The organism is Oceanobacillus aidingensis (genome assembly GCF_042654105.1).
Classification (GTDB): Bacteria; Bacillota; Bacilli; order Bacillales; family Amphibacillaceae; genus Oceanobacillus; species Oceanobacillus oncorhynchi.
Map to the genome: position 1 here is coordinate 1 of NZ_JBHSFT010000007.1, position 20,138 is coordinate 20,138.

18 protein-coding genes are annotated in these 20,138 nt (G+C 38.5%); 10 read left to right on the top strand and 8 right to left on the bottom strand.

The features are described 5' to 3' along the window. Positions 1–1,314 precede the first annotated feature (1,314 nt). The 6 genes from ACFO3P_RS04420 to panB form a co-directional block, all read right to left on the bottom strand. Entirely contained in the window at positions 1,315–1,488 is a 174-nt protein-coding gene (locus tag ACFO3P_RS04420; protein ID WP_175296991.1) for a hypothetical protein, read from the bottom strand. A gap of 109 nt (positions 1,489–1,597) precedes the next feature. After that, on the bottom strand, positions 1,598–2,050 hold the full coding sequence (locus tag ACFO3P_RS04425; protein WP_042529036.1) for a DUF2269 family protein: 453 nt from the start codon (positions 2,048–2,050) through the stop codon (positions 1,598–1,600). Between the two features lie 62 nt (positions 2,051–2,112). Beyond that, positions 2,113–2,487, bottom strand: a complete 375-nt coding sequence (locus ACFO3P_RS04430; RefSeq protein ID WP_244882318.1) for a YbaN family protein — start codon at positions 2,485–2,487, stop codon at positions 2,113–2,115. A gap of 210 nt (positions 2,488–2,697) precedes the next feature. After that, a complete protein-coding gene (gene panD, locus ACFO3P_RS04435; RefSeq protein ID WP_193064459.1) occupies positions 2,698–3,081 on the bottom strand; it encodes an aspartate 1-decarboxylase in 384 nt (127 codons plus the stop codon). Next, complete coding sequence (panC, locus tag ACFO3P_RS04440; protein ID WP_042529040.1) at positions 3,074–3,934, bottom strand: pantoate--beta-alanine ligase; 861 nt, start codon at positions 3,932–3,934, stop codon at positions 3,074–3,076. The genes panD and panC overlap by 8 nt, the downstream gene beginning before the upstream one ends. Continuing rightward, positions 3,931–4,743, bottom strand: a complete 813-nt coding sequence (panB, locus tag ACFO3P_RS04445; RefSeq protein WP_042529042.1) for a 3-methyl-2-oxobutanoate hydroxymethyltransferase — start codon at positions 4,741–4,743, stop codon at positions 3,931–3,933. Before panB ends, panC begins: the two co-directional genes overlap by 4 nt. Positions 4,744–4,846: 103 nt before the next feature. Here panB and ACFO3P_RS04450 point away from each other — a divergent pair, with 103 nt between their 5' ends. The 7 genes from ACFO3P_RS04450 (at position 4,847) to ACFO3P_RS04480 (ending at position 14,593) form a co-directional block, all read left to right on the top strand. Next, positions 4,847–5,707, top strand: a complete 861-nt coding sequence (locus tag ACFO3P_RS04450; RefSeq protein WP_193064460.1) for an oxidoreductase — start codon at positions 4,847–4,849, stop codon at positions 5,705–5,707. Positions 5,708–5,863: 156 nt separating this feature from the next. Beyond that, a complete protein-coding gene (locus tag ACFO3P_RS04455) occupies positions 5,864–7,447 on the top strand; it encodes a BCCT family transporter (protein WP_193064461.1) in 1,584 nt (527 codons plus the stop codon). Positions 7,448–7,579: 132 nt separating this feature from the next. Next, the gene (locus tag ACFO3P_RS04460) at positions 7,580–8,521 is read left to right on the top strand and encodes a nucleoside hydrolase (protein WP_212929260.1); all 942 of its coding nucleotides are present in this window, start codon (positions 7,580–7,582) and stop codon (positions 8,519–8,521) included. Between the two features lies 1 nt (position 8,522). Continuing rightward, positions 8,523–9,470, top strand: coding sequence for a nucleoside hydrolase (locus tag ACFO3P_RS04465; RefSeq protein ID WP_289584494.1), 948 nt, complete (start codon positions 8,523–8,525; stop codon positions 9,468–9,470). 463 nt (positions 9,471–9,933) lie between these two features. Further along, positions 9,934–11,775, top strand: coding sequence for a BglG family transcription antiterminator (locus ACFO3P_RS04470; protein ID WP_212929258.1), 1,842 nt, complete (start codon positions 9,934–9,936; stop codon positions 11,773–11,775). A gap of 19 nt (positions 11,776–11,794) precedes the next feature. Further along, positions 11,795–12,664: a ketose-bisphosphate aldolase gene (locus ACFO3P_RS04475; protein WP_289584492.1), complete on the top strand. Its 870-nt coding sequence runs from the start codon at positions 11,795–11,797 to the stop codon at positions 12,662–12,664. Positions 12,665–12,685: 21 nt separating this feature from the next. Then, entirely contained in the window at positions 12,686–14,593 is a 1,908-nt protein-coding gene (locus ACFO3P_RS04480; protein ID WP_289584491.1) for a PTS fructose transporter subunit IIABC, read from the top strand. A gap of 185 nt (positions 14,594–14,778) precedes the next feature. Here the strand turns inward: ACFO3P_RS04480 and ACFO3P_RS04485 are convergent, their stop codons facing one another. Further along, a complete protein-coding gene (locus ACFO3P_RS04485) occupies positions 14,779–15,366 on the bottom strand; it encodes a LysE family translocator (RefSeq protein ID WP_212929255.1) in 588 nt (195 codons plus the stop codon). Between the two features lie 295 nt (positions 15,367–15,661). On the opposite strand from ACFO3P_RS04485, the gene ACFO3P_RS04490 reads away from it, so the two are divergent. Both ACFO3P_RS04490 and ACFO3P_RS04495 read left to right on the top strand, forming a co-directional pair. Further along, positions 15,662–16,813: a M20 family metallopeptidase gene (locus ACFO3P_RS04490; RefSeq protein ID WP_212929254.1), complete on the top strand. Its 1,152-nt coding sequence runs from the start codon at positions 15,662–15,664 to the stop codon at positions 16,811–16,813. Positions 16,814–16,918: 105 nt separating this feature from the next. After that, a complete protein-coding gene (locus ACFO3P_RS04495) occupies positions 16,919–18,358 on the top strand; it encodes a YfcC family protein (protein WP_042529056.1) in 1,440 nt (479 codons plus the stop codon). A 56-nt stretch (positions 18,359–18,414) separates the two neighbouring features. Here ACFO3P_RS04495 and ACFO3P_RS04500 read toward each other — a convergent pair whose 3' ends face one another. Beyond that, positions 18,415–19,302 (bottom strand): fructose bisphosphate aldolase, encoded by an 888-nt coding sequence (locus tag ACFO3P_RS04500; RefSeq protein ID WP_042529058.1) that lies wholly within the window; start codon positions 19,300–19,302, stop codon positions 18,415–18,417. Between the two features lie 245 nt (positions 19,303–19,547). Here ACFO3P_RS04500 and ACFO3P_RS04505 point away from each other — a divergent pair, with 245 nt between their 5' ends. Then, on the top strand, positions 19,548–19,937 hold the full coding sequence (locus ACFO3P_RS04505; protein ID WP_042529060.1) for an RDD family protein: 390 nt from the start codon (positions 19,548–19,550) through the stop codon (positions 19,935–19,937). Positions 19,938–20,138: the final 201 nt, after the last annotated feature.

A 20,138-nucleotide genomic window follows, 5' to 3' on the forward strand; every position in this document is an offset into this window, starting at 1 on the left:
CTTCTAGCGTATGTTTGGTTATTCTTTTAGACATTAAAAATACTCCCTTCCTAGTAGGAGAGAATTTTTATTATTTCTCTGTCTACTATAAAGGGAGCATATCAGAGAGTACGCTGCTTTTCCTTTATAAAGTCGACGGTATATTTTATCGCAGTGGGGGATGAAAAGAAAACCCCGCTGATTGCAGTTTCACTTTATATGAAAAAAGAGAGTATAAACCTGCATATATAAAAAACAATGGGAAGGATTGAAATAAAGAGGCCGACTCTTTTAATTTTAAATAAATAGTATAAAATTGCTCCCAAACCCCAGACAGCAATGAGTAAAAAGAAATTCAGGCCAAAATAATCATTATCTCCCTCAGCAATAGCTCTCCCCATGAAAAAGAAAGATAAGATGGTGGTGATAAATCCCGTTATGATGAAATAGAGCAGAAAGGAGCGATTGTTGCTTCCTTGTAATTTATTTTCTGAAGTAGACTTCATGTGAAATCCTCTCCTATTCAAGTGATTCGTTATAACTTTGTCCAAGAAGTTAAATGTTTTCCTATTTTTATTGTATACCCTCTAATTATTCTCTGTAAATTGATTGCATTTCATTCAAGATGATACTTGCTCAAGATGAAGCTGATAGAACCCTTACTATTTGTAGGAATATTTGTGAAGTGTTACGGTGAAACGATAGGAATCATTTTATGGAGGCATCCAAATGAGTGGTAAACTAGATGGGAAAATTGCTATTGTAACTGGTGGAACCGGCGGAATTGTTAAAGCGACTGTAGAATTATTTTTAGAAGAAGGGGCTTTTGCATAATCAGGGTAACCGATTGTGTAGCAGTTCCTTCTTAATTCATGAAAATTTAATAGTTGGTGATTTAAAAAGAATAGGTGTAAATAGAGTTGGAGTTTACAGTCTTAAAATTAAATTTTTATTCATTTACATTAACTATTGGGAAATTCATGAAAAAAGCTAATCAGTAACTTTATTTTTTATAAATGTATAAATTATTCCTATAATAGAAATTAAAACTATAGCAATAATCCCGGTCGTTACTGTGTCTTGAAGAGCAAGCGCCAGGTCAGTCAACCAATGATAGATGAGAAGTAATGTAAATCCTATGATTGCACCGCATAATATTTTTGCAAGCGTCCTTAAATAGGCGATACATGTTCCCTCTTTAAATTAATCCTTTTTATTTACTTCCCTTTATTAATATATACAAACCCAATCAAAAGAAGTATTTAAGATTATTTTCTTCTTTTGATGTTATACATATTTAAAGCACTACGGTTATGCCCCATGGCTTTAAAGTTTTTAATCAAACCATCCTGCTTCCATATCCAGACCGTCTTCATTACTGTCGATGCTTTCTTCATAAATGACTTCATCCATTGTCATGTTTGAAGTGTAGTAAAAGAAATAATAAACGGCGCCGATGATTCCAATTAAAATGACAGCGGATAGAGTTATCTTTATACTTTTTCCCACTATATACCTCCTTTTATATAAAAGTACCCCGCATCTTTCCTTTTTCAAACATGAAAAAAGACTGAGGAAATCCCAGTCAGATAGAAAAATACCCCCTTTTCCATAAAACTCAAAAAGGCTTGGTAATCATCAATGCAATAATAATTAAAAACAGCGTATTGATAAGATGCTCATAGAAAAATAGCCGTTTAGACAAAATGAAGTATTCTGCTGGAATGTCTTCTCCTTTATGCTCCTTCAACAATGCCTTAATCGGCTTAGAGCTGGAAACTAATACCGTCGGACCAGACACGAGAGCAAGTAAAAAAAGAATGAGGCTGATCCAAAACCATCCTTGCTGAAAGAGGTATGTATTTAAAAACCCCATCCATAATCCGGTAACGAGTAACAAGGTACCGCCAATCATGACGAATTGATGCAATTTGTTACGGAGGGCATACGCATGCCGCAGTTCTGTCATGTTAGAAGCCTTTTTAGCAATTGGCGTCATCACAAAACCAGGTCCCATCCCTAAAATGGCAGAAAAGATATGTATAAATACGAGTATTTCATAAAATGTCATACTGTCCGTCACCTCCAAATACAAACAGCATGCCATCCTTTATGGCAACAGGTACGCCATTTCTAGACAGCATGCTTTTGAAGTGTTTTTTGTTTCAGGATAAATCCTGTAAAGTAGGCTCCAATCAGTGCAAGCAGGATTTTTACGGCAACGAGTGGAACAACAAAAACGATGGTAAAGGATAAGGATAACCATAAAACCGATACAGCAGTGATTTTTACTTTTAATGGGATGCCTTTTCCTGCACGGTAATTTTTGATATAAGAGCCAAAATATTTATTTTCAAGCAGCCAATGATATAATCTTTCTGAGCTTTTCGCGTAACATGCTGCAGATAATAATAAAAATGGTGTCGTAGGTAATAGGGGTAAAATTATACCGATGATACCCAGTCCCAGTGATAAGGATCCGCAGCTGACAAAAAATGCTTTTTTCATCATAACACCTACTTCAGCTTTAAATGAAATGCTGCCAAGAAAAGCAGCCAATACGTTTTTTCATAAGAGATTACTTCTATTTTACAATATAATTCCTGCCTGTGAAGGAAAATAAAATGACTAATTTGTGTAGATTCTAGAGGACTCTGGGAAATGTGAAGTAACTGCAAAAAAAGGACTTACCAATCGGCAAATCCTTCAAAGCAGCAATTATAAAACCAGCTGATTTTCCTTCTCTTCAATCAATTCCACAATTTCATTCTTCTCATTCATCACAGCCACTTTAGGTGTATGTGTTTTTACTTCATCCTGATCTAACTGCACATAAGAGATAATAATAATCACATCATCAATCTGTACGAGCCGGGCTGCTGCACCGTTCAAGCAGATTTTTCCGCTCCCGCGTTCGCCGGCAATGACATAGGTCTCCAAGCGTGCCCCATTGTTATTGTTTACAATAGCCACTTTTTCATTTGGCAGGATATCAACAGCATCTAAAATGTCGGCATCAATCGTGATGCTGCCGACATAATTTAAGTTGGCTTCGGTCACGCGTGCGCGGTGAATCTTGCCATTCATCATTGTTCTAATCATGGTTGTCTCCTTTTAAAATAATGTTATCAATCAATCTGGCTTTGGAAAATTTCACAGCCAGGGATATAAAAATCTGACCGGTGATTTGCGGCTGCTCCACTAACTCCGGGTAACTGTAGACAGCAATATCCTCTACATTCCCAGAAGTGTTTTTGGTTAGATGGGCTTGGATGGTATTAATCAAAACCGCGCTGTTTCTTTCGCCGGTGTCATACAATTCTTTTGCTTTGATTAAGCTTTGGTATAAGTGAACGGCCTCTTTTCGTTCCTGTTCGGTTAAATAGACATTGCGGGAGCTTTTGGCAAGACCGTCTGCTTCCCGTATCGTATCAATACCGATAACTTCGATGGGGTGATTAAAGTCGGCAACCATTTTTTCAATAATGGCAAGCTGCTGGGCATCCTTTTTACCAAAATAAGCGAAATCGGGACGAATGATATTGAACAGCTTATTGACGACCGTTACAACGCCGTCGAAATGTCCTGGACGATTTGCTCCTTCCAGCACTTCAGCCATGCGGTTTACCTTTAAGGAAATAGCCAGCGGGTCCGGATACATCTCCTCTACACTTGGATAAAATACATAATCAACACTAAGCGGTTCTAGTTTTGCCTGGTCACTCTCGATATCTCTGGGATAGGCATCAAAATCTTCATTCGGGCCAAATTGAAGCGGGTTTACAAATACACTGACGACGGTGACATCATTGTTTTTCAACGAGGTTTTTACCATCGTTAAATGGCCATCATGTAGGGCGCCCATTGTAGGTACCAGACCGATTTGCTTTTGTTCTTTTTTTAATGTTCGTATGATAGCGTTCATTTCTTGTATTGTTGTAATTCGTTGCGTCATGCGTCTACCTCATCCATAATTTGTTTCTTATACGTAAATTCAGGGGAAGGGAACAATCCTGCTTTTACTTCTTCATGATAAGCTTTTAATGCATCTACACCTGTTGTAAAGTCTCCATAACGCTTCACAAATTTTGGTTTGCGGTCGACGCCATAGTTTAACACATCATGATAAACAAGGACCTGTCCATCTGTATCTGCCCCGGCGCCAATGCCGATAACTGGAATGGATAACGTTTTTGTGATGGTCGCTGCCAGGTCACTTGGGATAGCTTCTAATACCAGCATCACGGCTCCGCTTTGTTCCATCAGCTTGGCATCTGCAATAAGCTCCTCAGCTGCTTCTTTGGATGCTGCCTGAAGCTTATAGCCGGTGATACCGAAGCTCTGCGGCGTCAGTCCGAGATGAGCAACGACCGGGATGCCGCTTTGGGTGCATCTTTTGATTAAGGGAGCAGTATGAGCTCCTTCCATTTTCAATGCATTCGCATTTGTTTCTTGATATAATTCCACTGCATTTTCCATATCTGTTTTATCATCTACACCAACTGTTCCAAAGGGCATATCTACGACCATAAAGGTATCTCTTGCGCCTCTGCGTACGGCTTTCGCGTGGTGTTTCATGTCCTGCATCGTCACCTGGACGGTGCTTTCATAGCCAAGGACGGTCATGCCGAGAGAGTCTCCGACAAGAATCGTCTCTATTCCAGCCTGCTCTGCCTGCTTCGCGCTTGGGTAGTCGTACGCTGTAAGCATTGTCATTTTTTCTCCGTTACTTTTCATGTTCATGAAATCATGAAGGAATTTCACTTCTAAATCACCTACTATTTTTATTGTTCTTCTTATTATAAAATTATCTGTATAGATTCACAATGGCAAGTTATTAGCTTGAGGAAAAGGTGGAGGATTAAAAATGGATACATTTGGAGTTATTGGTCCAGGTGCCGTTGGTTCTGTTATCGGGGAATCATTACATACCAGCGGCTATCAGGTGACTTTTTTGGGCAGGAAAGCAGGGGAAGTTTATATAGAAAGAGCGTCCGCATCGGAAACGGCTGCTTTTCCTGTCGAAGCTATTTCTGAAGCGGAGACAGTGTTTGACTATTTATTTATCACTGTGAAAGGAACACAGCTGGAGGGGTTTATGCCTTATTTAGATAAGCTGACGCATGAAAATACAGTCTGTATTCTTTGTCAAAATGGTTATGGACAGTTAGATAAATTTCACATCCCCAATGCATACCAGGCGGTTGTCTATATTAGCGGACAGAAGAAAGAGCAGGTTGTTACGCATTTTCGTGACAGAATCTTGATTTTACCGGAAAATCCAGTGACGAAAAAATTAAAAGAGGTGATTGCCGCAAGTGACCTCGACATCCGATTAAGCCCGGATTATCGTTATGAGGTTTGGTATAAGCTCCTCGTGAATCTCGCAATCAACTCTGTTACTGCACTAAGCAGAAATACAGCGCTTATTTTAGAAGAGGAAAAAATACAGCTCTTATGTAAACGATTGATCCAGGAAGGCGTAGCTATTGCTGTGGCAGAGGGGATCCATTTTCAAGAGGGAATTACAGAGGAAATCATGCGCATCTATGCCGGATACCCGCCGTATATGGGGACAAGTATGTACTATGATATTATAGCCGGAAAAACAATGGAGACAGCTTATATACAAGGGTATTTATATGAAAAAAGTCAAACGTACGGCTTGGATACACCCTGTTTAGATGCAGTATACAGTTTATTGCTGGCAAGTGAGATGAGGGGGTAAAATGAATCAATATATTAACCAAAATATGGTAACGTGATTTTTTTGCCATACGTAGGTTTTGGAATTTTTCTTCTGTGGAATTACATAGACGTGAACGCAAACGCCATCTTAATAAATATATTTCTAATCAAAAAGTAACAGAGAGGAGAAATTAAAATGGACGTGCCGAAACGGCAGAAGAAAAAAAGCTTCGTTGAGAAGAAAATTGTTATCCCTTCTATCGTAATTATAGCGATTATCAGTGCCTTATTTGCAATGTACACGAGCGAGTCCATGGAATTATTGGATAATATTTTTAATACATTAGTGGATACCTTTAAGTGGGGGTATTTATGGTACGCCTTTCTCATTGTGATAGCTGCATTGTTATTTTCATTTTCTAAGTATGGAAAAGTAGTTTTAGGTGATCCGGCACAGAAACCGAGATACAGCTTATTTGAATATGCATCTATTTTAATTGCCATGGGTCTTGGTTCAACCGTTATGCGGACAGGTTTGACGCAATGGAGCGAGGTTGCGAATGATCCGCCGTTTGGTCTGGATGCGGGATCGATGGAAGCGATTCTTGCCGGGAATTCCTACAGTATGTTTTTATGGACCTTCCAGACCTTTGCCGTCTTTGTGATGGTAGCCCCGGCAATGGGGTATCTGCTGTATGTCCGGAAGAAACCGAGAATGCGTATTTCAGAAGCGTGCCGCGTGATATTCGGTGACAAATTTACAGACGGAATTGGCGGTATTGTCCTTGACGTTCTTTTCTTAGTCAGTATTTTGGCCGGAGGTGCAGTGACCTTAGGTCTTGGTACACCGATTGTTACGTATAACCTGGCAGAACTATTGAATATCGACGTCACCTTTCCTTTTACTCTTATTGTTACATTGGTATGGGTCTTGGGCTTCTCCATCAGTGCTTATGTCGGGATTGATAAAGGCATCAAACGATTAAGCACATGGAATATGTATCTGGCAGGAGCTTTTGCTGTCCTGATTATTGTCATTGGACCGGGAATCTTTATCATGAATTTCTTTTCAGATTCCTTACGCTATTTAATCTCTAATTATATGAATTTTTCACTATATACGAATTCGCTGGATTTAGAAGGCGGGACACATATTGAGAGTCATACTGTTTTCTGGTTTGCTTATAATGCAACCTGGGCTATGCTTCACGGTGTATTTGCAGCGATTGTGTCGAAAGGCAGAACGATAAAAGAAATGATTTTGACATATCTGATGGCGCCTATGCTGTTATCTTGGCTTGCAACAGGAGTTCTCGGCGGATTAAGTGTTCACAGACAAGTGACAGATACCTTGCCAGTGCTGGATATTGTGCAGAATCAAGGAATTGAGGCATCGATTCCGGCTGTCTTAAGTTCGCTGCCGATTTCAGCGATTGTTCTGATTCTTTTTACGGTTATCGCGACGATATTCCTGATTACTACATTAGATTCAACAACCTATACCGTAGCAACCTATATGTCTAATCAGGATATGTCAAAGTCTACACCGTATAAATCATTACGAATCTTAGTAGCAGTGCTGATTACGGTTCTTGCTTTGACGCTGATGAGTGTAGGCGGCTTATCTCCGCTGGAAGTGCTTTCGGGACTGATGGGAATACCGATTATTATTATTCAGATTCTGACAGTCTTTGCAGCAAAGAAAATGATGGACGAGGACCGCGCCTGGGTGAAAAATGTCCGGAAAGCAAGGTATTCTTCCACCCATCAAAAGGATTAACCACCAAGGAGAAAATGTACGAATCGGCTCTTCAAAAAAATATTATCTTTTGTTCAGTCATGGTATGCTAGGTGGTAAAGAGCTTGGGTACGTTGGTTGCTCTTGAAACTTTAGTCGAAGAGGAGTTTATCTATGAAAAAGAAAGTTTATTTAAATCATGACGGTGGAGTAGATGATTTAATTTCCTTGTTTCTATTATTACAGATGGAAGATGTGGAGCTGGCTGGCGTTGGCGTTATTCCGGCTGACTGCTATTTAGAGCCTGCTGTATATGCAAGCCGTAAAATTATTGACCGTTTTGGAAAAGGACAGAATGTAGAAGTGGCTGCATCCACTTCCCGCGGCAAAAATCCCTTTCCTAAAGACTGGCGCATGCATGCATTCTTTGTAGATGCCCTGCCTCTATTAAACGAGTCTGGAAAGATAGAAGCAAAGCTTGCGGAAGAAGCGGCACACGAGCATTTGGTGAATGTGCTTCGTAAAAGTGATGAAAAAGTAACGCTTGTGTTTGTCGGCCCATTGACCGATTTAGCAAGAGCTTTGGAAATCGCTCCAGATATCGAAGAAAAAATTGAGAAGCTTGTCTGGATGGGCGGAACATTCTTAGAAAATGGAAATGTGGAAGAGCCGGAGCATGATGGAACTGCCGAATGGAATGCCTTCTGGGATCCAGAGGCTGTGAAAAAGGTATGGGACAGCTCGATTGAGATTGACTTAATTGCTTTGGAAAGCACGAATATGGTTCCGCTGACGACCGATGTCAGAGATAATTGGGCTGCTGAACGCCGGGATATCGGGATTGATTTCCTTGGACAGTGCTATGCAATGGTACCACCGCTCGTGCATTTTCAAACAAATTCAACTTACTTCCTGTGGGATGTTCTGACGACTGCAACGATTGGAAAACCGGATCTGGTGAAGAAAAAAGAAGTGAAGAGTATTGTTCACCCGAACGGAGCCAGTCAGGGAAAAACAGAAATTTCAGAGGCTGGACGCCCTGTTCAGTTTGTTTATGAAGTGGACCGGGATGCGTTCTTTGATTATATTACAGCATTAGCCAGACAGGAGAAATAAGATGAGAAAAATCATTATTGATACTGATACAGCCGGGGATGACACGATTGCCCTTTTGACCGCAATGCATCATTTTAAAGTGGAGGGTGTAACGATAACCGGCGGAAATGTGGAGTTTAATCAAGAGGTGGAAAATGCGCTGTATACGATTCAGGTCGCTAATCCGGAAGAGAAGGTTCCTGTCTATAAAGGTCTGGAACGGCCGTTGCTTGCAACAGGGCAGGAAAAGCACCGGACTGTAGAAGACGTTCATGGCGATGATGGCATGGGCGGTGCGCATTTTCCAAAGGCAGCACAGCGTCCGGAGGAAGGACATGCGGTTGATTTTATCATTGAGAAAGTAAAAGAATATCCGGGAGAAGTGAGTTTATTAGCGATTGCGCCGCTAACGAATATTGCAATGGCCATCAAGAAGGACCCTTCGATTATCAAGGATATTCCGCATATTTATATCATGGGCGGTACGAATAATACATTAGGGAATATCACACCGGCAGCGGAGTATAATTTCTATGTGGATCCGGAAGCGGCAAGACTTGTCCTGCATTCAGGCATTCCGATTACAATGGTTGGCTGGGATATGTGTATCGATTATTCCATCATGGATGACGAGGACCATGCGGAAATTGCCGGTCTGGAAACAGCTGGTTCCCAATTTTTTATAGATATTAATCAAGTGGTGATGCAGTTTAATAAATCTGTACACCGGCTGAATGGGACAACGCATCCGGATACATTGTTAGTGGCGATTGCGGCAGATGAGCGTATTATGACGGAAGCGCATGATTATTATGTAGATGTCGAAACAAAGGGTGAGCTTACCAGAGGTTACAGTCTGGTGGATATCAATAACCGTATGGAGAAAGCGCCCAATGTCCGTGTTTGTGAAGCAGTGGATCGTGAACGATTTAAGAAGAATTTGTTAAATGTTTTAGGGACGATTAAGTAGATAAGTAATGAAAAAGCCACGTCTTTCAGGAGAGAGACGTGGCTTTTTCATTACAGTAAAAACGATGTACAAGGGCGGTTAATTAAAAATTAAAAAATAGATCAGTACTCCCAGTGAGAAGCCCAAAATAAGCCGGATAGCTCTTTTCATAATCATTCTCCTCGCTCTGATGTATGTTCTTACTATCATTGTACTAAAGAGAGAAGATGATGCAAGGCTGGTAATGGTTTGGATCAGGATTTTTAATTATTAGATAGCAACCAAAGATCCGTCTGTAAAAGTTTTCATTCTTCCTGTGATAAATCCTCTTATTTCTGCAAAAATTATTTTGAGAAAAACAAACAAAATCCATTTTAATGAAAACGCCTACAGTATAAATTTCCTCCCTTATAGGAAATTTACCTAATATAGCGACTACTAAAATTATATTATAAATTAGATGTATAGGAAGGTTGGGATTAAGGTGAGTAAGAAGCACAATCAATTAATTAACTTTCTATCAACTCAGGAACAAGAGTATATACCAGCTGTGAAAATCGCTGAAGCTATTGGAGTAACAGATCGAACGATTCGAAATTATATCAAGGAGATAAATGAAAAATTTAATCAAATTTCTATTGTTTCTTCCCCGGAAGGCTATAAGCTTCAAACGGATGATATAAACATGTTGACAGTTAATGAAACTGATTTGGAAGAGACGTTGCTGGATTTTGAAATTATCCAATTTCTAATGAATAGAGATGATTATACTACTTATGATGAAATTGCGGATAAATTCTTCTATTCACCCCAAACAATTCGAAGCAGAATTCAGAAATTAACAATAGATATGGATAAGCTGGGAATTGATGTTGCAATAGATACAAAAGTATTTAAAGGTATTGTGTTGGTCGGCACAGAAATACAAAAACGTGTTTTATTGGAAAAACTTTTCACTTCTATTTCTGTAAAGAAGGAGGTCTACAAAGACTTTTTAACACAGAACTTCTGTGATTGGATTCATGAAGATGTTATAGAACGTGTTTTAAACTTAGTAGAAGAAATTAATATAAAATTTGATTTAAACTTAGAGTTTTTGATGTATAAAAAGATCTCCGTTCAATTGATTATTATGATTTCACGAATAGAACGCGGCAACCATGCTGCTATTGAATTAAGTGAGGAAACAGAGTTTAAAGAATTCAAAGAATTTGAAGTGGCAAGAGCTTTTTGTAACGGTATTCTCAAATATGCCATCGCTTCAGAAAATGAATGCATTTATTTAACAAATTATTTAATGTCGCTACACTTAGACTTGGAAGAGCCTAGGATAGAGAACAAAGACCTGCATACTGTAAAAAAGATTGAAAAGATATTATTCAATATAGAGCAGGTTTACCAAGTACCAACCTATTCTCAAAAGAAGTTTAAAACTAATATTTTAAATCATATTTACCGAATTATTTATCCGGTATCACATAACCTGCTTATCTATAATCCGTTTGTGAAGGAAACAAAATCAGAGTATTTTTTCTCATTTAGCATCGCTTCGAATATTGCATTGGAGATTGAAAAAGAATTCAATGTTGAAATTCATGATAGTGAAATAGCCTATTTAGCTTATCATATTCAAAATATTTTCGAATCTCAAGATAAGAAAAGAATAAAGACAATTATTTTATACAACAGAAATTACGAGCGTACAAAACTTCTTTCATCAAAAATAGCAACTTATTTTAACGAATTGGAAATCTATAAAATAGAGAAATGTACTCAAGACTATGCTTTTAATGAGAACTGTTTGTATATCGGCATCGATTTAGCATTTACTCCAAAAACTGAAAAGGAAGTTATTATGGTTCAAAACGGGCTTCAAAATGGAGAGATAAAAAAGATTCGATTTTTTCTTGAATCTCAAAATTCTATTATAGAACGTGCCAATATATATTGGATAGACGAAAATAATCTAGATCAAGTGATTCAAAAACTGCTTAAAAGCAATCAGCGAGAAGATTTTATTGAAGCTGTTATGAAAAGAGAAAAAATGTCTTATACATCTATGGGTAATTTAGTAGCTATTCCGCATCCTTATTTTGAGATACAGGAATATAAAGAGGAGGTAATCATTGGTATAAATCAGAAAGCAATTGAATGGGGAAGCGAATTTGTTCAGTTAATTATTATTTATTTACCTTCTAATGATGTAGAAAGAAATGAATATATATTTACGGAGTTCTTTCAGAAAACGAAAAACATAACTGATGTTAAGAAGCTTGTTCAAATGAAGACAAAAGAGGAATTCGTAAATTGTTGGAATCAAATTTAAAAAACTTGGAGTGATGAAAATGTTATTAAATATGAAAAATTTATTAAAAACAGCTTATGAAAATCAATTTGCAGTAGGATCTTATAATGTAGCTAATAGTGAGTTTGTAAGAGTAGTGATAAAAGCAGCTGAGGAAAAAAAGGCACCTGCTATCATACAAATTCATCCTAACGAAATAGAATTGCTAGGAGATGAATTTACTGCTTATGTTAGGGAGGTTTGTCAGCGCACCTCTATACCGATAGCTATTCATTTAGATCACGGCGCTTCCGTTCAAGATGTGATGCGAGCTATTAGAAATGGCTTTACCTCTGTGATGATAGACGCTTCTCATGCTTCTTTTGAGGATAATATAGCGATTACAAAAGAAGTGGTGCAGTTGGCACATGCTGTGGATGTATCCGTGGAGGCTGAATTAGGAACAATTGGATCCAATGATAATAGTTCAGAGGGTGGAGCAGATGAAATCTTGTATACCGATCCTCAGGATGCAAAAACATTTGTCGAGGAAACAGGAGTTGACACGTTAGCTGTGGCTATTGGAACTTCTCATGGGCAATATAAACATGCTGGAAAACCAGAATTAAAATTAGAATTGCTAAAAGAAATTTATCAGCAAGTAGCAATTCCTTTGGTTCTTCATGGGGGAAGTGACAATAAAGATGAAGAAATCTCTCAGACGTATTTACATGGTGTTTCAAAAATCAATCTTTCAACAGATATGAAAAATGCTTTTTTCCAAGAAATGCGCAACTTCTTAACTAGTAATCAAGGTGCTTATGAACCAGATGTGATTATGCCGGGCGCTCGTAGTGCAGCAAAAGAAGTTGTAAAGAAAAAAATGGATTTATTTAATTCTACAAATCATGCGAACCTTTATTATAAATAAATAGTAGAGCGAGGGAGAGTAATGAAATTTATTGATATTCTCACGAAAGATAATATCATTTTAAATATAAATGGGAAAAATCAAAATGAAGTAATTGATGAATTGGTAGGAAGATTGGCTGACAATAACCTTACTAGTAATCCAGAAGAATTTAAACAGGCAATCTATAAAAGAGAAGGAGAAATATCTACAGCTGTTGGATACAGTGTCGCAATTCCTCATGCTAAAAGCAAAACAATTTCAAAGCCTGCTATTATATTTGGTAGAACACTAGAAGGGATAGATTACGGAGGTCAGCATACGAATCTTATATTTATGATTGCTGCACCTGAAAATGCTTCTGATGATCATCTTGAATTGTTATCAAGGCTATCCACTTTCTTGATGGATGAAACCTTTCGGGCGAAGTTGCTGGTTGCAATATCTACAGAGGAAATCATTCAAGTTATAACAGAATATGAACAACAAAAAAAGAGCGAAAATATAGATAAAAATGATAGCGATAAATATTTAATCGGGATTACGGGATGTATGACGGGCATTGCACATACGTATATGGCAGCAGAAGCGTTAAAAGAAGCAGCCCGAAAAAGAGGAATGAAAGCGAAAATACAGACGAATGGTGCCAATGGACCTGAAAATAGATTAACTTTGAAGGATGTTCAAGATGCAGATGCTATTGTATTGGCGCATGATGTGAATGTGGATACTTCTATATTTAAAGAAAAGAAGTATGTAGATGCGACTGTAAAAAAAGCTATTAACCATGCAGATGAGTTAATTGATCAAGCGCTGTCATATAATATAAAAGAAATGCGTGAAAATGATGCAGAAGTTGTACAAGAAAAGGCAGAAGATTCTGGTGATAAGGGTGGATTACAATTTTATAAGCATATTATGAGCGGCGTTTCCTACATGATTCCATTCGTTGTTGTTGGCGGAATATTTATAGCTATATCCTTTATGTTTGGAATTTATGCCGCAGATCCGGATAGTGAACAGTATAATGTTATTGCACATTTCTTTAGCCAAGTTGGAGGAGAAGCAGCCTTTGCATTAATGGTTCCAATTTTAGCGGGATTTATAGGCTATAGTATTGCTGGTAAGCTGGGATTAGCACCTGCAATGATTGGTGGAATGATGGCAAATATAGGGGAGGCAGGATTCCTTGGAGGAATGATTGCCGGTTTTGTAGGAGGTTTCGCTGCAAAATTAATTGCTAAGTCTATGAGGAAAATACCAAAGTCATTTCAAGGGTTAATATCTATATTAGTTGTGCCTTTATTAAGTACATTAATTGTCGGAGCTTTTATGTTTTTCGTTTTAAATACACCGATGTCAGCATTAAATGAATTTTTAGAGGGTTGGTTAAGAGGATTGACTGGAGTTAATGCTGCAATTTTAGGAGCATTATTAGCAGGAATGATGGCTTCCGACATGGGAGGGCCTATCAATAAAACAGCATCAGCATTTGGTTTAGCAATGTTTGCAGCAAATATTTTTGAGCCTTCAGCTGCATTAATGGTTGGTGGAATGGTTCCTCCAATTGGAATTGCCCTGGCAACTTCAATTTTTAAGAATAGATTTACTGGTCAAGAGATAGAGGCTGGAAAAGCTAGTTATGTACTTGGAGCCAGTTTTATAACTGAAGGAGCAATACCGTTTGCTGCAGCAGACCCTCTAAGAGTTATACCAGCAAATATCATTGGAGCTGCTATAGGTGGGGGGCTTTGTATGGCATTGGATATCTCTTTAAGAGCACCGCATGGAGGGATTTTTGTAATCCCGATAGCCAGTAATAAACCTCTATTATATATTGGATGTATTCTGTTAGGTTCAATTATTACCTGTTTTATTTTAGGTTTCTTGAAAAAACCTTTATCGGACGAAGACAGGAAAAAAGGGAAAGAAATGAGTTCCATCTTTTAATAGTAAATAGATGAAAAGCTAAGTAACGTTAAATCTAAATGTTACTTAGCTTTTTTAATTTTTAAAATTTCCTTCCATGTTGCAGAGGAGAAATTTGAAAAAGATATTATAAAAAATAAACAGAATTAATAAGGAGGGCACAAGGTTCCTTCTTAAGTTTTAATTAATCTTTTTGAAGAAAATAGTCACCCTATCAAAATAGCAAAAGCACTATATACAAGCAATAAGCCCATAACTATGTTAAAGACCTTCTGATAACGGTCTAAGAAATTGTGAAGAACAGAACCAAACAGGCTCCAGGTAATTGAGCTGCAAATACCGACAATCCCTAAGAAAAGACAGAATAGGATATAGCTGAAATAGGATTGGTAATAGGGCAGCAGAAATGTAGACACAACGGCAATGCCATAGAGAATCGCTTTGGGATTTATAAATTGCATCAGTGTACCAATGATAAACAGATTTTTATCTGCTTTGGCTGAAGATTCCTGCTTGCTTCCTGAACTGGTAAATGTTTTATAAGCTAAATAGAGCATATAGAATACACCCGCGAATTTTAACGGTGTTTCAATAACTGGCAGGACTTCAATAAGTGCTCGATTGAAAAAGCTGCAAAGTAAAGCGATAAGAAAGAAGCCTGCTCCTACCCCTATACAAAAGGATATGGTATTTCTAAATCCGTAGCGGTTTGCGAAAGAGATGGCCATAAAATTATTTGGACCAGGGGTAAAGCTGCTGACAAAAACAAATGTAAGAAAAGGCAAAATAGGCATGGATGAAAAGCTCCTTTAAAAATGAGTCAGAATAAAACTTATTATACATAATTAAAATCAAAAAATACAGGCTTTTATTGCATATTTTGGAAAGGTTCCTCTATGGACTGTTTCTTGAATAAACATAATCAGAGCACGGCTTCTCTTTAAAAATAATAAAAAATAAACAGCCTATTTCTCTGTTTTTCGACCATTCCTTTTTGAACTATGTTATAATGCATAACAACGCATATTTTTGCATGAAAATACATTTGTGATATAATTATTTTTTCAGTATGAGGAGGTTTATCAGCAAATGTCATTAGAGAAAAACTATGAAGCTATCCAAGAAGAGCTGAATCAAATCAGCAATCAATTATATGAGAATCCAGAGCTGGGAGATCAAGAATTTGAATCGATGAAGTTACTGGTTAATTATTTAAAGACGTATGATTTTGAAGTAGAGACAGGCATTGTTGATCGCCCGACTGCTTTTCGCGCAGAGTATACAAGCAGTAAGCCGGGGCCGACCGTTGCTTACTTGGCAGAGTATGATGCGCTGCCTGGCATCGGACATGGCTGCGGGCATAATTTAATTGCTGCGTTTGCTGTAGGAGCTGGTGTCATACTACGTCAGCATATAGAAGAAATTGGCGGGAAGGTCGTTGTCTTAGGCACGCCTGCAGAGGAAACAAGCGGTGCAAAAGTGCCGATGAGCGAGCAGGGGACGTTTGAAGATATTGATGTCGCGATGATGGTGCATGGCGCCGATGTATCCTCTGAAAGCGGTCCGATGCTGGCCATGGATGCCCTTCAGTTTGATTTTACAGGAAAAGCAGCCCATGCAGCGGCATCCCCGGAGCAGGGAATCAATGCTCTTGATGCTGTGATTCAATTATTTAATGGGATAAACGCGCTTCGGGAGCATGTGCCGGATGATGTGCGAATCCATGGCATTATCACGAAAGGCGGAGAAGCAGCAGGCATCGTACCTGCAGAAGCTACAGCACAATTTTATATCCGTGCCAATGAACGGAAGCTGGTGGATGAGCTTGGAGAGAAGGTAAGAAATATTGCGGAAGGAGCTTGCTTGATGACAGGCGCTTCGGTAGAGATTTCCAACTATGAGCTAAGCTACGATAATATGATTACAAACCAAGCGCTGTCAGACACATTTACGAAGCATATGAAGTCGTATAGTGTGAATCCTGTATATCCGGCTGTTCCGGCGACAGGGTCAGCAGATATGGGGAATGTCAGTCAGGTTGTTCCATCGATCCATCCGTTTGCCGGTTTAAATGAGCCGGGTCTTGTTTTTCATACGAAGGAGTTTGCAGAAAAAACAATCACGCCAGATGGGGAAGCAGCAATTCATGATGCAGTACTGGCTTTGGCACATACTGGGTATGATATTATAGTCAACAAAGATTTACTACATGCGATTAAACAAGAATTTGAAAATCGGTAAGGGTAGAATGAGGTAAGGTCTCATTGTAACAGGTAGTTTATTTCTTTAACAAAGTAGTAAACTGCCTGTTTTTTATTTTAAAAACAGGCAAAAGGAGAGGTTACTATGAGCGGAAATGTAAATACGGCGGAGGAGAACTCTCAGAAGCAGAAGAAAAAATGGGAATTTCCGCATGTTTTTGCTCTCATGTTTGGGCTGATTATTATTACAGCGGTAATGACATACTTTATTCCAGCTGGAGAATACGAACGGGAAACAACTGTCGTCAATGGGACTGAAAGAACGGTTGTTATTAATGACACATATCATGAAGCAGAAGGAAGCCCGACTGGATTCTTTGAAGTCTTTCAAACGGTACATAAAGGAATGACGCAAAGCGCAGACATTATTTTCTTTATTTTTATTGTGGGCGGTGCTTTTGGTATTTTAAATGCAACGAAAGCAATCGAAACAGGGCTCGCCAATCTATCAATGAAGATGGCGGATAAAGAAATATATCTGATTCCTGTTATCATGACGCTATTTGCTTTGGGCGGCGGGACGTTTGGGATGTCAGAAGAAACGATTCCATTTATTATGATTTTAGTTCCATTAGCAATGAAATTAGGCTTTGATTCTTTAACTGGAGCGGCTATGGTTATTATCGGCTCTGGCGCAGGTTTTACAGCATCCTTTATGAATCCATTTACAGTCGGGGTAGCACAAGGGATTGCCGAGCTGCCGACATTCTCTGGCATGGGGATACGCTTTGCTATGTGGATTATTTTTGTTGCATTTAGTATAGCTTTTGTTATGATTTATGCGAAAAAAGTAAAGAAAAATCCAGAGAAAAGCTTAATGTACAAGATTGATAAACAAAGAAATTTGGATGATTCTTTAGATGGACAATATAAAAAACTGACAGGCAGACAAGCTGTTATTATTGGATTATTAGTAGCAACGATTATTATTTTGGCTATCGGAGTAATTTATTTTGACTGGTTTATTCTGGAGATTGCTTCGCTGTTCTTAATTATGGGAGTGATTGCCGGTTTTGTCGGCAAGCTGCGTGTGAATCAAATCGCCGAATCCTTTATCAACGGCTGTAAAGAGCTGATTGTCGGAGCGTTAGTTGTCGGTTTTGCTTACGGGATTTTAGTTGTTTTAGAGGAAAGTAATACGATTGATACGATTCTATTTGCGGCATCCAATCTGGTAAGCCAGCTTCCTACGGCTTTTTCTGCGATAGGGATGTATGTATTCCAGAGTATTCTAAACTTCTTAGTGCCATCAGGGAGCGGACAGGCTGCTTTAACCATGCCGATTATGACACCATTATCCGACCTTACCGGGGTAAGCAGACAGACTGCGGTAATGGCCTTCCAATTGGGGGATGGGATATCCAACTCGATTACGCCTACATCGGGAGTATTGATGGCTTCCTTGGCAATTGCTAAAATTCCATGGACTACTTGGTTCCGCTGGATTATTCCATGGGTCCTCCTATCCTATCTTGCCGGCGGGATTATTCTTACCATCGTGCATATGTTTATTTGGACGAGTTAATAAAAAAGGCTATGAGCAGTTAACTAAAATGTCTGCTCATAACCTTTTTTTAATTCTTAAGAAATAGAAGCTTCATAGATAGAATCAACCGCTTTTTTCAATGCTGCATCAAATTCTTCTTGAGATTGATTTGCGTTTAGATCCTGACTTAATGCTCTGGAGAAGCTGGCAATAAGTCCTTTATTGTCTTTTAGCTTCGCATTTGCATCATCTGTAGAATAACCGCCAGATAATGCAACAACCCGGACAACATTCGGGTGATCAATTAATTCTCTATATAAATTATTCTGTGTTGGAATGGATAACTTAAGCATAACCAACTGATCCGAATCAAGCTGGTTTAAATGCTCTAAAATCTCTGCTTTTAAAATTTCTTCGCTGTCTTCTTTAGAAGGACTGTGAATGTCTACTTCCGGTTCAATAATCGGTACCAGTCCGGCAGCAATGATTTGTTTTCCAATTTCAAATTGCTGGTCGACCACTTTTTTAATACCTTCCCGGTTATCCTCTTTAATCACAGAGCGCATTTTTGTACCAAAAATATGACGATCGTTGGCACGCTCTAATGTTTCTTGTAAATTATCGATTGGCTTCATCAGCTGAACGCCGTCTGCTTCTTCTGCAAGGCCTTTGTCGACTTTTAAGAATGGGACAATTCCTTTTTCCTCAGCGAGATAATCGCCGGTGTACTTTCCTTCGATTTTACGGTCCATCGTTTGTTCAAAAAGAATCGCGCCAATAATTTGATCGGCATTAAAGGAAGGTGATGTAATAATTCTTGTCCGCATTTCGTGAACCAGGTCAAACATTTCATCTTCGCCCTGATAGGCGTTTTCCGGGATTCCATAGGCAGCCAAAGCCTTTGGTGTACTTCCTCCACTTTGATCCAGTGCTGCTATAAATCCTTTGTCATTTTTCATTCTTTCTAATTGATTTTGCTGCATCACTTTCACTCCTTTTTTAGTTGAGCCAATAATCGGCTATTAAAAAATAGTCTGAAGTAACTCTCAATTTCTATTGTAGCACTAATTAATGATAGATTATAGTATTTTGCGTGAAAGGAAAGGCATAAGAAGGAGCTTTACGCTATCAAAAATAACATATATTTTTTCTTGAAGGCCAGCAATGGAGTTAAAAATAGACACCTTCCAAGTCTTTTAATAGGATAAAAAGAAAAGAGGTGGTTAAGATGCAGGCTATCACGAAAAAAAGGTTGAAAGCTTATCTAATTGATTTAACCGTATCCACAACAGTTACTTTGGCAACAGAGAGTCTATTGGAAAAGAAAATCAAGAGCCCGGTATTCTTTAATTTAGTCAACCCGACGCTGATTATGTGGTCATTGGAATACGCACAGTTAAAATGCGGCGGGCAGACGCTGGGCCACAGGGCAGCCGGGGTAAAGCTGGAGCGTACAGACGGCGGGGATTTAACTGGAAGTCAGATTATCAAACGGATGGCGTATCGTGATACGGTGGGCACATTCGGATATTGGAAGAATCGGGAAAAGTTTGAAGGAAAGGATGGCAGTCAATTTCCTTATGACCATTCGGCTGGAGTCAAGATGAAGGAAGTATAGTTATTTGAACAAAAAATATAGAGTGAAAGCCCGATAATAAAGCTTGAAATAAGCGGATATTATTGGGTTTTTATTTGAATAAAATACACGTTATCAGCCGATAAGCACACCTTTACTTCTCTTCTCGCATAATATACAATTTATAGTAAATGAAAAGATGAAATTTAAACAATTTTTACATATTTTGAAACGTTACCAATC

Coding starts and splice junctions, on each gene's coding strand:
- ACFO3P_RS04485 (WP_212929255.1), bottom strand. CDS start 15,366: ATGCCTATTTTGCCTTTTCTTACATTTGTTTTTGTCAGCAGCTTTACC.
- ACFO3P_RS04505 (WP_042529060.1), top strand. CDS start 19,548: ATGCAGGCTATCACGAAAAAAAGGTTGAAAGCTTATCTAATTGATTTA.
- ACFO3P_RS04430 (WP_244882318.1), bottom strand. CDS start 2,487: ATGAAAAAAGCATTTTTTGTCAGCTGCGGATCCTTATCACTGGGACTG.
- ACFO3P_RS04450 (WP_193064460.1), top strand. CDS start 4,847: ATGGATACATTTGGAGTTATTGGTCCAGGTGCCGTTGGTTCTGTTATC.
- ACFO3P_RS04455 (WP_193064461.1), top strand. CDS start 5,864: ATGGACGTGCCGAAACGGCAGAAGAAAAAAAGCTTCGTTGAGAAGAAA.
- ACFO3P_RS04465 (WP_289584494.1), top strand. CDS start 8,523: ATGAGAAAAATCATTATTGATACTGATACAGCCGGGGATGACACGATT.
- ACFO3P_RS04480 (WP_289584491.1), top strand. CDS start 12,686: ATGAAATTTATTGATATTCTCACGAAAGATAATATCATTTTAAATATA.
- ACFO3P_RS04475 (WP_289584492.1), top strand. CDS start 11,795: ATGTTATTAAATATGAAAAATTTATTAAAAACAGCTTATGAAAATCAA.
- panD (WP_193064459.1), bottom strand. CDS start 3,081: ATGATTAGAACAATGATGAATGGCAAGATTCACCGCGCACGCGTGACC.
- ACFO3P_RS04425 (WP_042529036.1), bottom strand. CDS start 2,050: ATGACATTTTATGAAATACTCGTATTTATACATATCTTTTCTGCCATT.
- ACFO3P_RS04460 (WP_212929260.1), top strand. CDS start 7,580: ATGAAAAAGAAAGTTTATTTAAATCATGACGGTGGAGTAGATGATTTA.
- ACFO3P_RS04495 (WP_042529056.1), top strand. CDS start 16,919: ATGAGCGGAAATGTAAATACGGCGGAGGAGAACTCTCAGAAGCAGAAG.
- panC (WP_042529040.1), bottom strand. CDS start 3,934: ATGACGCAACGAATTACAACAATACAAGAAATGAACGCTATCATACGA.
- ACFO3P_RS04490 (WP_212929254.1), top strand. CDS start 15,662: ATGTCATTAGAGAAAAACTATGAAGCTATCCAAGAAGAGCTGAATCAA.
- ACFO3P_RS04500 (WP_042529058.1), bottom strand. CDS start 19,302: ATGCAGCAAAATCAATTAGAAAGAATGAAAAATGACAAAGGATTTATA.